8 protein-coding genes and 1 pseudogene are annotated in these 16636 nt (G+C 37.2%); 6 read left to right on the plus strand and 3 right to left on the minus strand.

The window, feature by feature from the left end; translation table 11 throughout:
• The first annotated feature begins 99 nt into the window (after window positions 1–99).
• On the plus strand, window positions 100–384 hold the full coding sequence (locus tag CEF18_RS21185; RefSeq protein WP_110938476.1) for a hypothetical protein: 285 nt from the start codon (window positions 100–102) through the stop codon (window positions 382–384).
• A gap of 641 nt (window positions 385–1025) precedes the next feature.
• On the opposite strand, the gene CEF18_RS21190 is transcribed toward CEF18_RS21185, so the two are convergent.
• Window positions 1026–1424 (minus strand): globin domain-containing protein, encoded by a 399-nt coding sequence (locus CEF18_RS21190; RefSeq protein ID WP_110938843.1) that lies wholly within the window; start codon window positions 1422–1424, stop codon window positions 1026–1028.
• A 568-nt stretch (window positions 1425–1992) separates the two neighbouring features.
• Here CEF18_RS21190 and CEF18_RS27055 point away from each other — a divergent pair.
• The 3 genes and pseudogenes from CEF18_RS27055 to CEF18_RS21205 all read left to right on the plus strand — a co-directional run.
• Window positions 1993–2247: pseudogene (locus CEF18_RS27055) on the plus strand (PrsW family intramembrane metalloprotease); the annotation flags it as partial.
• A gap of 406 nt (window positions 2248–2653) precedes the next feature.
• Window positions 2654–4105 (plus strand): MBOAT family O-acyltransferase, encoded by a 1452-nt coding sequence (locus CEF18_RS21200; RefSeq protein ID WP_110938478.1) that lies wholly within the window; start codon window positions 2654–2656, stop codon window positions 4103–4105.
• 18 nt (window positions 4106–4123) lie between these two features.
• Window positions 4124–5170: a hypothetical protein gene (locus CEF18_RS21205; protein ID WP_110938479.1), complete on the plus strand. Its 1047-nt coding sequence runs from the start codon at window positions 4124–4126 to the stop codon at window positions 5168–5170.
• 512 nt (window positions 5171–5682) lie between these two features.
• On the opposite strand, the gene CEF18_RS21210 is transcribed toward CEF18_RS21205, so the two are convergent.
• Complete coding sequence (locus CEF18_RS21210; protein ID WP_183040978.1) at window positions 5683–6774, minus strand: HupE/UreJ family protein; 1092 nt, start codon at window positions 6772–6774, stop codon at window positions 5683–5685.
• 328 nt (window positions 6775–7102) lie between these two features.
• On the opposite strand from CEF18_RS21210, the gene CEF18_RS21215 reads away from it, so the two are divergent.
• A complete protein-coding gene (locus CEF18_RS21215; RefSeq protein WP_110938481.1) occupies window positions 7103–12757 on the plus strand; it encodes a lamin tail domain-containing protein in 5655 nt (1884 codons plus the stop codon).
• A 516-nt stretch (window positions 12758–13273) separates the two neighbouring features.
• Entirely contained in the window at window positions 13274–14512 is a 1239-nt protein-coding gene (locus CEF18_RS21225) for an ATP-binding protein (protein WP_110938483.1), read from the plus strand.
• A 258-nt stretch (window positions 14513–14770) separates the two neighbouring features.
• Here CEF18_RS21225 and CEF18_RS21230 read toward each other — a convergent pair whose 3' ends face one another.
• Window positions 14771–16612, minus strand: a complete 1842-nt coding sequence (locus CEF18_RS21230; RefSeq protein ID WP_110938484.1) for an IucA/IucC family protein — start codon at window positions 16610–16612, stop codon at window positions 14771–14773.
• Between the last annotated feature and the right edge of the window lie 24 nt (window positions 16613–16636).

Below are 16636 nucleotides of genomic sequence, written 5' to 3' on the forward strand. Positions count from 1 at the left end.
TCTCTATAATTAGGGAAAAGGAAAATACTACGTGAAAAATCTTTATTCCGCTTATATCGTACAGATTACTGGTCAAAGCAGAAAGGGTGAGGATATAACATGAGTAAAAAAAATGTTGCCCCAAAAAGTGCCATGGTCGTCAGAAACGAAGCAGGAAAAGGGATAGATGTCATTTCCGCAAAGATAATTGCACAAGCCCTTAAAAAAGGGGAAAATGTCTTCGAACTATTGGAAACGTTCTCAAACATGACTAGAGTGGATGATTCATTCATTGTAGGCGAGGAACCTCAAGAGGCTTCAGCCATATATCTTAATAAATTAAACAACTACAAATTTACTGTGAATCGATGCCGTAAAAATACGTTCTCTTTTTCACCTTGCTAATCCGGAATTAACTAAACCAATACACATAGATGAAGCACTCACACTCTAAAGGAATAGGTTGGCTTATATAGCTGAATTAGTTTTACTTAGTGCGAACTCTCATACCTGAAGTTTTGCCTTTCGTATCGGCAGGCGATATGAAAGGCAAAACCGACATAGAAGGAGCGATACGCAACGAGCGTATTAGAGACAGCTCAGTGTATCTTTGTTCAATCAGACATTGAAATACTTATAGCGTTAAGCGATATGGACAGATTTGATTAGGCGATACAGTGAAGGTCTTATAGAGCAAATAAGGAAGGCAAGAAGGCTCCAATCAAACGCGACTGTATCGTGTATCGTCACCCGATACAACGCGATTTACCATACGGATATACGTTTGTGGAATAGAATTTCTCATTTTTCTAAACTAATTTGGTCGTTTTAGTATATGGCATTATGAGAGACGCAGGGACGGTTCTCTGCTTCAGTTTCACTGCTTGAGTAATAATATTCATTCCGCTTGGTTTATTGAAAAAACAACAAAATAACAAGTGGCGAGGCGTGGAGGATTATCCTTCACGCCTCGCGCATTCTTCTGATACTAAAACAAATAGATTTTACCATTGAACAAATACAACGAGTGCCAATGATCCTGCCAATTATTCTTCTGTTGTATCCGAACTATTAACCATGATACTGGCTACCTGTATTAACCGATTGTAGAAAGCCATTCCTGCTGGCGTATCATAGAGACCTATTTCCACAAAAGCACCTTTCATACAATTGAGCCAGCATTCCGCTCTTTTTGGTGTTATTTCAAAGGGAAGATGTCGGCTTTTCATGGCAGGGGGGCCAAACTCCTGACTGTATAGAGCTGGGCCACCTAAAAATTGAGGCAAAAACATGCGCTGCTTATTTTTAATCTCTTCGATGTCTCCCTCAAACAAGGGTCTTAGCTCCTCATCTTCATATACGCGAGGATAGAAAGCATCCACAAGCTTATCGATCGTTTCTTGTCCACCAATTTCAACATAAAGAGTATTTAAGTTTGACCTCATTTTCCCACCCGCCTTCATTTTTCTTTCATTATAATAGCAAAACAAAAGGTATGCTGTGACACATGTCACACCCATTGGAAACATAGGGACGGTTCTCTGCTTCATTTTTACTGCGTGTGTATAGAAGCAGGGAACCGTCCCCTTGCTTCTACGTTCTAAAAAAACGTCAAGAAATTTTTAGTCCCGCTCTTATTTTGAAGAAAAAGTAAAAATTAGTATAATAGACACATTATGTATGTCGTGAATGATGAACTATCAAACAAATAAGGGCAAAGTGCCTATGTCACCAACAAATTTTTATAAAATTCAATAGATTTCTTTGAATAAAAAATAACCCAAAATAGTCGGAGGTATAGCTATGAAAGCTCGGTTTTGTTCTGTATGTGGAAAAGAAAGAGTCGATGATGGTACTTTTTGTTGGTACTGTGGTGATAGATTTGAGGAGGAGACGACGGTAGGTGGAGAAACTTCTGCTACCAAGGAAGTACCTGTGAATCATTTTTCTGATCAAGTAAAAGGGGTCTTCTTACAAGCAACAGAGAAAGTGAACAGCATGGTAGGTGAAAAAGGAAACATAGATTTAAAACTCAGGGATGTTTTTTCTGCTGTGTTAAAAAAGCATTCAAAGGAAGAAGGAGAGGTGCTCTTCATAACAGGAACTTCTTTAACCACTCCGGATGAGAGTGAAATATCTGCATCATGGCCGAAACCGTGGTTGTTCTCAAGAGTATTTTTAATATTAGCTTCTACATATCTTTTATTGTACATATGCACGTTTACTTTCCAAAATGATAATGCCGTTCCAGGTTTAATGATGATTGGACAACTCAACAGAGTGTTACGGTATATTAGTCCAATTACGACAAAAAGTGTGCCAACAAAAAATAGAGGTAGAAAGGTGTGGAGGTGATAATTACTCAACTGAGCCATTTCTGGAATAAAATTTGTCATTACCGAAGGCTTACCAATTAGCATAGAGTAACAACTCCTCCTATAAATAGTATTATTATTTATATACAAATGGCACTGGTAATAAACCTAATTAATGATATTATTTTGATCTAGCTATATTTTCATAAGGGACTAATTAATTAATACATAATCCTTTTAAAGTAATATTCCTGAGTATATATTGGAAGTATTCAAAAATGATAGTATATGAAGTAACTATTTGTTAGAATAATAAAGTCTTTGAAGGAAATTGTAGATTTGAGAGGAGGACCCGGGAAGTGTTATTTAACTCATTTGAATTCATATTTATCTTCTTACCATTTGTTTTCTTCGTCTACATGTTCCTGAATAAAAGAAAACTTACGATTCTAGCTAAGGTATGGCTGGTGTTAAGTTCCCTCTTTTTTTACAGCTGGTGGAATGTATTATATTTACCTTTGATACTATCGTCCATGATAATAAACTATTTAATAGGAAAGAAGCTGGGCAAGACCGACAGTCTAAATTCAAGTCGTAAGCCAATATTAATTATCGGTATTGTGTTAAATGTTGGGTTATTAGGATACTACAAGTATTCAGACTTTTTTATAGAAAATGTAAATTACTTCTTTTCAACGAATATACCTTTACTGAATTTGGTGTTGCCTTTAGCGATTAGTTTCTTTACTTTTCAACAAATCTCTTATTTAGTAGATGCATATAGAAACGAAACAAAAGAATACGATTTTCTAAATTACGCGTTATTTGTGAGTTTTTTCCCACAATTGATCGCTGGTCCTATTGTTCACCATAAAGAAATGATGCCCCAGTTTGAAAGTAAACGAAATAAATTTATTAATTATAGAAATATTGCACTAGGAATACTAATCTTTTCGATAGGTTTATTTAAAAAGGTTGCAATCGCGGATACTTTTGCACTTTGGGCAACAGAGGGCTTTGATAATACGGAAGTATTAACTTTCTTTGAAGGATGGATCGTTTCGCTGTCTTATACTTTTCAAATTTATTTTGATTTTAGTGGATATACAGATATGGCCATAGGTATTGCATTGTTGTTTAATATTTTACTACCAATTAACTTTAATTCTCCATATAAAGCATTAAGTATTCAAGATTTCTGGAAACGATGGCATATCACTTTGAGTAGATTTTTAACACATTATATTTACATTCCCCTAGGTGGAAGTCGAAAAGGAAAACGTAGAACTTATATAAATATTTTTTTGATATTTCTAATAAGCGGTTTTTGGCATGGGGCAGGATGGACATTTGTTTTTTGGGGATCTTTACACGGAATAGCTATGGTTGTTAACCGTTACTGGCAAACCCTTAATATAAAAATGAACGTTGTTCTTGCTTGGTTTATTACGTTTAATTTTGTGAATTTAGCATGGGTGCCTTTTAGAGCCGAGACGTGGGGAGATGCTGTCAAGGTTTGGAGTGGTATGTTTGGCCTAAATGGATTTAACCTCCCTATTATTGGTGTGGTTGATGGAAACCTAAATTTTGTCGTTGATTACCTCCTTCAATATGATTTACTCTTTACAAATAATATAGCCGTAGTGTATATTTTCATTTTTGGATTAGTAAGTGTTTTGGTGAAAAACTCAATGGAGTTCAGCAATACCAACATACTTAATTGGAAGTATGTATCCTTTACAGCTCTTATCTTGACGTATGCCATTTTAAATCTTTCAAAACTAAGTGAATTTTTATATTTCAACTTCTAATGTCAAGGTGGTTTTATCATGAGAACTAATTATAAAAGGTGGGTTATTGTTACACTTCTGATTCCTTTAGTCATCATTACATGTGTCGGAGGATTTAATTATTATATTGATCCTCTGTGGACCTTTTCACATGTCAATAAATTAAATACCTCACAAGATAGTTTTAATGAACGGCAGCAAAAAACGAATATAGTCACCTATAGAGAATTTGATTATGACACTCTTTTATTAGGAAGTAGTAGAACTACTTATATAAATCAACATGATTTTATGGGTTTAGATACTTTCAATTATGCGCTTAGTAGTATGTCGATACAGGAATATAACGACTATATAGAATATGCAAAAAAGGAAAATAAAAAAGAATTCGAATATATTTTTATAGGATTGGACTTCTACGCGACGAATAAGAACAGAGAGATGATTGAAGATCCGCAAATATATATTAATAAAGCGAATGAATTTATGTATAGGTTCAAAAATTTAATATCAGTAGATTTACTTAAACAGTCAATAGAGAATGCTAAATCTTCCTCCGCTGAAGACCAATATTTTACTCGAAGTTACAATAGGGAAAATGTCGCTACTGCAAAAGTTGCAGAAGGGGAAGAAGTAAAAAAAGAAATTGAGAAAACTGTTGAAAGTTATAGAGAAAGTGTGTACGGACCTGGATATGAATACAATGACGACATAAAAAAAATCTTCACAGAGCTAAAAGAAAACAATCCTAATACAACTTTTATCGTTTACACGACACCAGTAACGAGCCAATTATTTAATTTGTTGTACGAAGAGAACAGATTACAAGATTATAATCAGTGGATAAGCGATACAGTAGAGGTCTTTGGCAGTGTATATAACTTTATGTATACTAACTCCATCACTTCGGATTCCTCAAATTATTATGATGGACATCATTTTTATCCTGATGTCGGGACGTTAATCGCACACAAGATAATCAATCATGAGAACAAAGATATACCTGAGGACTTTGGGGTTTTGGTAACTGATGATAATCTAAGTGAACATCTTAATTTTGTGGAACGCACTTTGACTGAGCCTTGATGCAAGGGACTTTTTCGAATTGAGATCATTTTTGACCTCAGGACGATAGAGGAATTTAAGCAGTTGAAGAAATTAGGAACTCTTTTCATTAGTAACTAATCTATTAATAACACTAAATGCTAGAAAAATGACACCTATGATGAAAAATGATGTCATATAAGGGAAGTTAAAATAAGTTGAATCCGGGATAAAGTTATTCAATTACATCAAATCCTTTATATGGTTATTTAGTTAATTATTATCATAAAGTGTGGAAAATTTCAACGTGATGATCTAATTTATCGAAACGTGGAGAAGAGGCAAAGGGACGGTTCTCTGCATCCTTTTGCCAAGTAGGGTATTGCATAGGTTTAACAGGAATGGCGTGTTGTTCATGAAAAAATATGAAGAACAAACGATTAGTAACCCCACAGCCTAATTAAATAAAAATGAGCCACCATGAAGGAAAGCACTTCAGAGTGGCTCATTTTTATCTATTCTTAGGAAGCAGAGAACCGTCCCCACGCTTCCGTTTAAAAAATTCTTTCCATGAACCAATAGATGCCGAAGAGACAAATGATGATCGAGGTGCCGTTAACAATTTGAGGTTGCCACTTGATTTTTTTCAAGTAAGTAACGGCGGGTAACAAGACTAGTAATACTGCAATTTGTCCAATTTCAACGCCAAGATTAAACGAGAGAAGTGGAACGATAAAATTATCTCCTAATGTACCACTTAACACTTCTGCAAATCCAAACCCATGTACGAGTCCGAAAAGTAACGCGACAACCCAACGCCATTTAACCGACTTGGCGCGAGTATTCTCGACAGCGATATATACGATACTCAAGGCGATCAACGGTTCAATAATGCTACTTGAAATCATAATGATTTCTAGGGCAGCGAGAGCTAACGTAATACTATGTCCGACGGTAAAGGCTGTAATTATTGTTGCGTAATGCTTAAAACTTCCTCTTACCAGAATAAGTGCAAGAATAAAAAGTAGATGGTCGATCCCACCCCATATATGTTTCATTCCTAAAAGTGTATAATCCCAAAATGTGAGACTTGAGCCAAGGGCACTGGTACCTGCTTCACTTACACTGCCCTCAAAATATCGTGAATCCTCTGTAAAGACCTGCTCAACTACTTGATCCTCATGCTCAACGGTTAAAAAGTTTTGATGGCCAGGATCGAGCCCATCCAAAAAAATATTGTAATTGATTTCGTAGCTTTCAACAGGTCTATCAAACTGAAACTTAAGTTCGATGTGGAACATATCTGTATTAAAACGCTCGGTTAGCTCAATCTCCTGCATACTCCCATTTCCTATCGTACCGTTATTAGCCAGTGCCAGTTGACTAAAAATAAAGTCTTCGAGTTCTGGTTTGGAAGCATTGATTTCATCAGGGGTCATATGCCCATCTTCGTTACTATCAATCAGCAAACCCCCGCCTAGTAAATCTGCTAGCAAATATAGCTCATAGTGAATCGTATCTCCTTCAATAGTAATATCCGAGTAACCCATTGATCCCGTGTGCGCCAATGTCATTTGAGGTTGTACCAATGTAACTATCACAAAAAAAATGACACAAGTTTTCATAATTAATGTATGTATACGCATAAATTGTCCCCTCCTTATATAGCGATAAAGTCGATTTGAATGGAACTTTATCATCTAATGCCCTATTGTAACGATTCAATGTTAATGAATTGTGTGTCGATTGTTAAGAAATACTGCGAATTGTGAACTTTCGGAATGGCTAATAAAACGAAAAATAGTTCAAAGCCTTATTCTGACTACCTATTTAAAGGAAAAACTTGAATATCGCTCCCAACTCATTACAAATAAACTTTATATTCATTTACATTGTCTTTAAACTTTCTTATTAACCTTTGTATAGAATTGTAGAAGATTGCAGAAGAAAAAGTTATTTGGGAGGGGAAAAAGCATGTACAGGATGAAGAAAAGAATAAACAAGATGCTTGTGGTTTTCTGTGTGTTCTTGGTAATGTTTTCGAATATGAGTCTTGCTTTTCACACAAAACCTGTTTTCGCAGAAGGTAACAATACTGCTTCAACGGATCAAGAACTACCAATACTAATCACAGAACTATTAGCAAACGGATCCGGTGGTGGAACCGATAATTATGAATTTTTCGAGTTGTACAACACAACAGGAGAAACTATCTCATTAAATAACTATTCACTTTTCTATGATTATACCGACAGTGAAAAAGAAGTAGTCTTTCAAATTCCAGACACCTCGATTGATGCAAAGGAAACGCTCGTTTTTTGGTTCAATCATGACGATCGTAGTTTAGAAGAATTCAATCAGAATTTTGACACGGAATTGACCAGGGATCAAATGGTTCCGCTTACTGATATATTTCCGAAGATTGATGAGGATGGAAACCCCTCTAAATCAATCATCTTGAAAGATCAAGCTGGAAATGAAGTTGTTTCAGCAATCTGTTCAGAGGAAGACAAGGATACGCTCGTTACTAAAATTCAATACCAATATCCAGTATCAGGGACAGAGATGGACAACCTAGAAAAACTGTCGGAGCCGACTCCTGGATCAGTCGAAGAAGTACAAATTAAAAACCAAACAAAGCCTAGTGAAGGGGGAAACCAGCTAGGCGAAATAAAAGAAGAAGTAACAGATGAGCAAAAGCAAGAAGAAGTAAAAGAAGAGGAATCAGCAGAACAAAAGCAAGAAGAAGTAAAAGAAGAGGAATCAGCAGAGCAAGAGCAAGAAGAAGTAAAAGAAGAGGAATCAGCAGAACAAGAGCAAGAAGAAGTAAAAGAAGAGGAATCAGCAGAACAAGAGCAAGAAGAAGTAAAAGAAGAGGAATCAGCAGAGCAAGAGCAAGAAGAAGTAAAAGAAGAAGAATCAGCAGAGCAAGAGGAAGAAGAAGTGAGTGTATCAGCAGTAGAGCAAACAGTGAGTGAACTTCCGTTACTCATTACGGAATTATCTCCAAACTCAGCAAGTGGTGGAACCGATTATTATGAGTTTTTCGAGCTTTATAATAATACAGATCAATCTCTATCGTTATTAAACTATTCATTTATATACCATTATACATCTTCTGGAACTGAACTTCCTTTTCAGATTCCAGCAACAACGATTCATTCAAAAGAAACCATAGTTTTTTGGTTCAATGTTGGAGATCTGACGTTAGACGAGTTTAATCAAAATCACGGTACTGAATTAACCAGTGATCAAGTGGTTGAATTTACAGACGTATTCCCTGGATTTGCAAATGGTGGGGACCGTGCATTAGTACTTAAAGACAAGGAAGAAAAGGAAATAGTTTCAGCTAGCTACTTAGGAGAAGATAATGATAACACTGGAGCTGGTATCCACTATATGTTCCCGGAGTCAGGAACTTCAATGGACAAGTATGAAAGCTTGGCAGCATCTACTCCAGGAGAAGTGAAACAAGCTCAAGTACCAAGCGAGCAAGTATCCTTACCTGAAACACCGGAAGATACCGAAGCACCAGTAATTACACATGAACCGGTAACAAAAGGCACTGCCTTTGAATCTATTTCGATTGAAGCGACCATTACGGATAATGTTGCTGTGCCGATAGCAACGCTTTCGTACAGGATAGAAGGAATGGATCAAAAAACAATACCGATGAAGCGTTCAGAAGATTCCTCTTTGTATACAGCGGAAATACCTGGTTTAGATGTGGAATCAAACGTGTTTTATATGATCGAAGCGACAGATGGATTTACTGTAAGCAATACGGAGGAGTATGAAATTTCCGTGGAAACTGTGGAAGACATTGACTATAACAGCGTGCCACAGTTTCTTGTTACAGAGATTGTACCTGATTCCACAAACGTGGGGACAGCTGATGGATTTGAGTTTGTTGAAATCTATAACAATACAAACAAAGATATCAATTTTAATGACTATAAACTTTCGTATAGATATGGATCAGATCCTAATACGGATATCGTTTGGCCGTCTGTTCCAGAAGAGGTTGTCATTCCTTCAAAGGAGACGCTCGTTTTCTGGATCATTAACGATCAAAATGGGGATCAAACCGTAGCGGACTTCAACAAAAATTATGGAACGAGTTTAATCAAAGATCAAGAAATTGTTCGCGTGCACAGTGCTGGTATGGCAAATGGAGCAATGAGGGGACTTCTTGTTGCAACAAATGCTAAAAAACAAATAGGGGTTTCCTATTACAATGATAACCCGAGTGAAGATGATACCAAGGCAAATAAAGGAATCCTTTATAAGTACCCGGTGGATGGTTCGACGCAATCAACAAAGATAAGTGCCGGTATTGAGGATGCTACACCAGGAATTGTCGAATCGTTTCAGGTACCTAATCAAGCTGTTGAGCTTGGAGAGGATAACGAAAACCCAACGATTACCGATTTAACAGAGCAAACGGAAGTTAGCGAAACGGAAGATATTCATATTAAAGCGGAAGCAAACGATGATAAAGAGGTTATATCCGTTCGTTTGTTTACTAAATTAAATATAGAAACAGCATTTTCCGAAAATATATTGGATAAAAATAAGGAAACGGACATCTTCGAATATACCATTCCTTCCCCAGATATTATCGGTAAAGAATTCATAGAGTATTACTATCTTGTGTCTGATGGTGTAAATGAAGTGAAAAGTGACGTGAAACGGATAGAGATTACTAGTTTCTACGATAGATCGGACCTTCGTCTTAATGTAATAGAGGGTGAGGTTTTAAGCGGAGAAAAAACGCTGAAGGGAACATCAAAATCCGGTTCTTCAGACGATGTCAATTTATTCATTGATCAAACCGAAGTAACGGAAGATCTCTATCAATCACTTGAATATGATGCCTATTTTGCTTATGAAGTAAGCGGAATAAATGCGCTGTTCCAAAACGGAGTAACTATGGACGAAGATATTTTACACGTGTTTGATAAAACGATGTCGGATTGGACATTAATTACGATTCCAATTGAAGCTGGTCGACTGCAGTTAGGGGAAAATACGATAACTGTCCGTGCTGGAAATAAATCGTCCCCATTTGAATTAGACATAGTTGAGGAAAACCGCGATGACTTTAATCTTCGTAATGTTCGTCTCGTTTTATCTGATGGAACGATTCTTACAGATCCGGTGAAGAGTGATCCGAATCAAACGTTTGATATGGGTGACGATGGAACATATCGCCCGTTTGAACATTTTACATTCGATCTCACCGAAGATATTACGCCTTCAAAAACCTATAAATGGGACACAACAGCTGTGTCTGACGGCGAACACTCTGTTATGGTGCAGGATCAAACGAATGAAAAGAGTGTCACTATCCGTGTGGATAATACATCACCTGAAATCACAACTAATGTAGAAGAGGGGAAAAAGTACAAAGGAGCCTTCACGATTGATGTGACAGCTACGGATGAAATTGCAGGGGTTCAATCTGTATCGGTATTTCTTGATGAGCAGGAAATCGAAACTCCGTATGAGACAGCTTCTTCCCAGCTAGCAGCAGGTGATCACCAACTCACTGTGCTTGCAGTAGATCATGCTGGAAACGAAGAAGAGTTAGTCGTTCCATTTTCTGTTGTGAATGAAAATCCGGAAAAACCCGAACTCATTGCACCAACCGATGGTGTTTCAAGTTCCGTTGACGGGAATCCTGCGTTAACGGTAAAAGTAAGTGACCCAACGAAGGATGAGTTAGATGTCTCCTTTTATCAAGGCTTTAAATATGATGGAAATCGACCGGATCATCTAGCTGGATTCTCAAATGCTTCTGATTTTGAGCCACCTGACACAATGATTCCAGATGGTGAAATGGCATTTCAAGGAGAAGATTATGCTGTTATCTCTGAATTAGACGGGGAGTATTTAGTGAATGATTCAAGTTCACAGTTCCCATACCATCGTTTTGAAGTATCTGTGGATGCTGAAGTGGATGTAGACGATACAATTGAACTCGTTTGGAACGGAAACTCATTAGATGGGCGAAAAGTTTCCATGTATGCATGGAACCATGATACTTCTAAATGGGAGTTAATCATCTATAAGGTAGCAGGAACAGAGGATTTTGAATTAAAAGGAAATGTAGCTTATGGTCCGTTTGTGAAGGATCAAAAAATTAATGTGATCGTTCAGGATGAGATTCCAAGCTCACCTGATGAGTATGACTATACGTTTGCATGGATTTCTGACACGCAGTATTATTCAGAAAGCTATCCTCAAATTTTTGATCAACAGACACAATGGATAGCTGAGATGAAGGATGAGATGAAAATAAAATATGTTTTCCATACAGGTGACCTCGTTGACAAGTATTATCAAGAGTATCAATGGGAAAACGCCGATGAGTATATGGGAACGTTAGATGAGAATGATATTCCATACGGTGTTTTAGCGGGAAATCATGATGTCGATTACCTGAATGACGATTATACGGAGTATTCTAAGTGGTTTGGTGAAGACCGTTTTGAAGACAAACCTTATTACGGAGGCTCTTATAAAAACAATCGTGGTCACTTCGACTTAATCTCCGAAAATGGGAATGATTTTATTATGATGTACATGGGTTGGGGAATCCAGGATGAAGACATCGAATGGATGAGTGCCGTTTTAGCAGAATACCCTGATCGATTAGCGATTTTGAATTTTCATGAATATTTGCTCGTCTCTGGAAACCGAAGCCCATTAGGAAATCGGATCTTCAATGAAATAATTGAACCTAATGAAAATGTCATTGCTGTTTTAAGTGGACACTATCATGACGCAGAAACGTTGATCAGTGAAATAGATGATAATGGCGATGGTTCAGTAGATCGAAAAGTCTATCAAATGCTTGCAGATTACCAAGGTGGACCTGAAGGCGGACAAGGGTATTTGAGACTACTGCACTTTGACCAAGACAATAATCAAATTGCGATTAATACGTACTCACCATATTTGGATGATTATAACTACTATGATCCAGTGGAGTACCCAGGAAAAGATGAGTTTACGATTGATGTCGATTTATCCGTGAAAGAAAAAAGAGTAGCTACCGATTATTTTTCTGTCAATATTTATACCGATACAGAGATAGGTAAAGTAGAGGGTGTTGAAAGTGGTGCAAATGCTGAATTAGTATGGCAAACCCTTTCCGATAATACAACCTACTCTTGGTACGTAGCAGCCGAAGACCAATATACAGGTAGAACATTATCTGATATTTGGACATTCACAAAAGGGATCAATGAAGAGACACCACCAGATCCAGAACCAACTGATCCGGAAGAAGATGAAGGAACGCCACTGAATCCGGAAAAAGATAAGGATGAAAAAGAGAAAGAGAAAGAGAATCTCAATGACAAAGATAAGGATAAAGAAAAAGAGAAGTTAGAAGATCAGCAAAAGAAGGAGAAAGATAAGGCAGAGAAAAAGCAAGAAGAAAAAGACAAGGATTCCGACGAATCAGAATTCCTAGTAGAATCTTCTGCATATAATTCGAATGGTAAATTGCTTCCTGACACCGCAACATCTTACTACAATACGTTATTACTGGGGATACTTTCCCTATTATTAGGACTTACCACTCATTTTGCACGTAGAAGAAAAACAGCTTCATTGTAATAAGCCAAACATCCTCATTAATATGAGGGTGTTTGCTTTTAAAGAATGCTATATAGGAAGAGAGGATCGGTTTAATGAAGATAAGTATTCCAAGACTATTAATCCTAGGGGGTGCTTTTTGTATCATCTATAGTGGTTGGCAGTTGGGTACCACTATAGTGAAACAGAATCATGCCTATAGCGAAGCGAAGGAAGTAGTTACAAACGCTCAAGCTGCTGAAAGCAAAGGGAAAAGTAATTTCCGAAGATCTCGCAGGATGGGTTTCCCGAGGAGCCGTAAAAGGTTTCCATAGAAAACAATCGACCTATAATAAATTCGAGTTGTATCATATCCATTTTAAAAATTTAGGAACACAACGTTATTAACAGAAAACCAGTCTACGTGAAAGAGAGATCGCTTCACGCAGACTGGTTTGTTTTTAGTTGCTGGAATGAAGCACAGAACCGTCCCTTTGTTTCACCTTGTTTGTTTGCTATACTATTAAAAAATGGTTCCAACTGAAATGAGGATTTACCTTGACTGAAATCTTGCTTTTGAACTTTTTCTTTCTGCTTTTTCCTGCCATGTTGTATGTTATTTTCTTTGAACATCGACTAAATAGTTACAATAACAACCTGTTTATTTTACTAGTATCATCTTGTTCGATCGTTCTATGTATGACGTATCCTATCCAATTAGAACTTGGATTCATCTATGATTTGCGCTATATTCCTTTTATTATCGCATCGCTTTTCGGTGGCTTTAAAATTGGCTTACCATTATACGCTGTTTTAAACGTCTATCGATTTATGATTGGTGGAGAAGGAATATTACTTTCCTTTTTATTCTCAACTATCGTACTTGTGGCCGTGTGTTTATTGAGCAAATACTTCTTAAAAAAAAACGGGAGAGACCGACTAAAAATAGCAGCTCTTGCCTCTATTGGAACGATGTCCTGTTATCTCTTGATTCTAGCAGGTTTATACGAAACGATAACGACTGAATTCTGGTTTATGGCGGTCAATGTCCTTGTGATTCATGCTGCAGGGATGATTATTATGATGGTTTTCATTGAGAAAACGATTACCAATATTAAAACACGTGAAAAATTTTTGGAATCCGAAAAACTTCATATCATCAGTGAATTGTCAGCGAGTGTTTCTCATGAAATAAGAAACCCACTCACGGTTACTAGCGGGTTTCTTCAACTTTTACATCAATCAAAAGATATAACGAAGGACGATAAGCGGTATGTAGACCTTGCATTACAAGAGACAAAGCGGGCGGAAGAGATTGTGACTGATTTTCTTTCGCTTGCTAAACCTCAGGCGGAACATATGGTTCATTCCAACTTAAAGGAAGAATTCGAATATGTGAATAAGATTATGCAGTCCTATGCCAACCTTCATCAAGTAGAGTTGGACTATCATTTTGACAACACTTTATTAAAAAAGTATGACAAAAATCAGCTCCAGCAATGTTTGGTCAATCTGTATAAAAACGGAATTGAATCGATGAAAGATCAGAACGGAACTCTCTTTATCGATGTCGGGGAACATAAAGGCAAGATCAGTATTAAAATTACAGATACCGGAGTTGGCATGACAAAAGAAGAAATGGCGGACATTGGCAAGCCCTATTACTCCACGAAAAAAGAAGGGACAGGCCTCGGTATGGTTATGGTCTATTCCACTGTCAGCAAGCTGGGCGGTTCCATAAATATAAAAACCACCAAAGGAAAAGGCACCACCTTCCACCTCACCATCCCCGCCTAGGGAAACATGGGGACGGTTCTCTGCTTCATTTGTAGGCTTGTTAGCGCTGGAGATTAGATATGGAAGCCAGATATAACCGGTTTTGTTCTCCCTGGTGCAGGAACAGGTATTTTTAGTGATTTTGTCGATAAAATGGACGGATTTGGTTACGAATCAGTGATAATACTAATGAACAAAAACTGCCAAGTGTGAAAAAAGCTCCTCACACAAGGCAGTAGAAAGAATACTTTCGCCTATACAGACTGTTTTAGATTCCCCTTACGCGTTTACTTTTTCTTTAATAAATGGAAGATGAAGATGCAAGGGATTTTTAACTTTTCCAAATTTAGATGCGTGAGGGCGATCGTCGTCATCCTCGTAGCCGTAATCAATCATTCTGTTACGATTTAAGCATAGCTTCGTATAAGACGGTTTCAGCAAATCAAATAGTTGGAACCTTTCTTTTAATTCAGGGAAACGGCTTTGGTAAGCGATAATTGTTTCTCGTAGTGAGAGCCAAAATCTTTCCTCATCATAGTGATAATAGATATCTAAAATATCCGATAAGTAACGAAAATGGCAGACAAAAAGCCCAGTGAAAATAAATTGACATAACCCTTCTGGTTCTTCACTGCGAAGAATAGGTTTTAATTCCTTTGGTAAATGCAGCAGTTCAGGAAGTGGTTCGCCACTAACATTCACATCATCCACAAAGTCTTTCATAGCTAAACGATGGGGAACATAATCCTTTAACACGATGACTGTATTTTGCCCGTGCGGTGAAAACACCGTTCCATATTGATAAAGAAAATGCAATAGTGGCGGCAATGTTACGCGAAGTAGTTTGTCTATCCACTCATCGACCGATAATCCTGACCTTTCAATGAGTGATGCTACAAATGGCTTGCCAGCGTTGTCTACATAAAGCAGAGAAGCCAATGTGATAGGTTGTTCTCCTTCATCTAAAAATGAGTAGATGCTTTCACGCCAAATGCTTCCTAACATTTCAAGACATTGATAAGGAGCCCCTTCCAACTGTGAATAATAGGGATGGTCATAGTTAACACTAGCCACTTCTCCAGGCAAGATCAACCGGCATTCTTCTCGCAGGAAAGAGTCCTGATCACGGATGCTATGAATATATTCTGTAATGGTTGGTGCGACAACGGTGCGTTCCCCAGGAAGACCACGGTATACTAGGGTATTTAAAATACTTATTGGTAATTTAACGTGATGTTTGCTTTTGTCACTTGTGTTAACGAACGTACGAATCGACTGTTGTGGTAGATAATCATCTCCTCCTTCACCAAGAGGAATGATTCTTTTTTGAGCGATGTCCTCCGTGAAATATTGAATGATGGCATTATTCCATTGCCATTCATGAACCGGTAGAAAAAGGTAGTCTATAGGTTCTACTTTTTTCCTTTTTAAAAGCTCTAAAAAAGAATCGAAATTTTCAATTCCTAGCTCTGCTTGGATGAATGTTTCATACTCTAATTTTGAAACAGAATGAAAGCTTGCATAATCTTTATGAACGGCTATCCATGAAAGCTTCACCCGTTTTTTTTGTTCGGGTGAATACGAGAGATAGTCTTGGTAATCAAATCCAATACGTCCTTTATTGTAAGTGATCCAAGGATGTCCCTCCATTTCTCCCTCTAATTCTCCATAATCCATATCAATTAAATCTTCAACACTTTGTTTTTGCTTTTTATGTAAAATATGAGCATCTGCTAGTAAAGTGTTGTTATATTCCTTGATGAGATGTCCTGTTGTCAAAGGTTTGATTCCGACGGTTTGCTGAATATCTAAAAGAAATTGAATTGGCTTTAACGCTCTATCCCTTCGGCCATTTCTCACGCAATGAATCGTATCCGGATCAATTCGATAGCTATCCATCAACCGTTTTTTTCCTTTAAATTGATAGCAAATTTCTTGACCAGCTTTTCCTTCATTCAGGGTTAGTTTATACAGAGTGAAATTTGCTGTTTCCTCCATAACCTCCGGATGTATAATTTCCTCGTACATAAACTCTGAAATCATTTTTACTAATAAGTTCAGACTAACTTGATCCCAAATTTCAGGTGTTAATATTTCTTGTACATGATTACTATTTTGCATGATTACACTTCCTTCGATTTTGAT

Origin of the sequence: Salipaludibacillus neizhouensis (genome assembly GCF_002886185.1) — a bacterium.
Taxonomy (GTDB): Bacteria; Bacillota; Bacilli; order Bacillales; family Salisediminibacteriaceae; genus Salipaludibacillus; species Salipaludibacillus neizhouensis.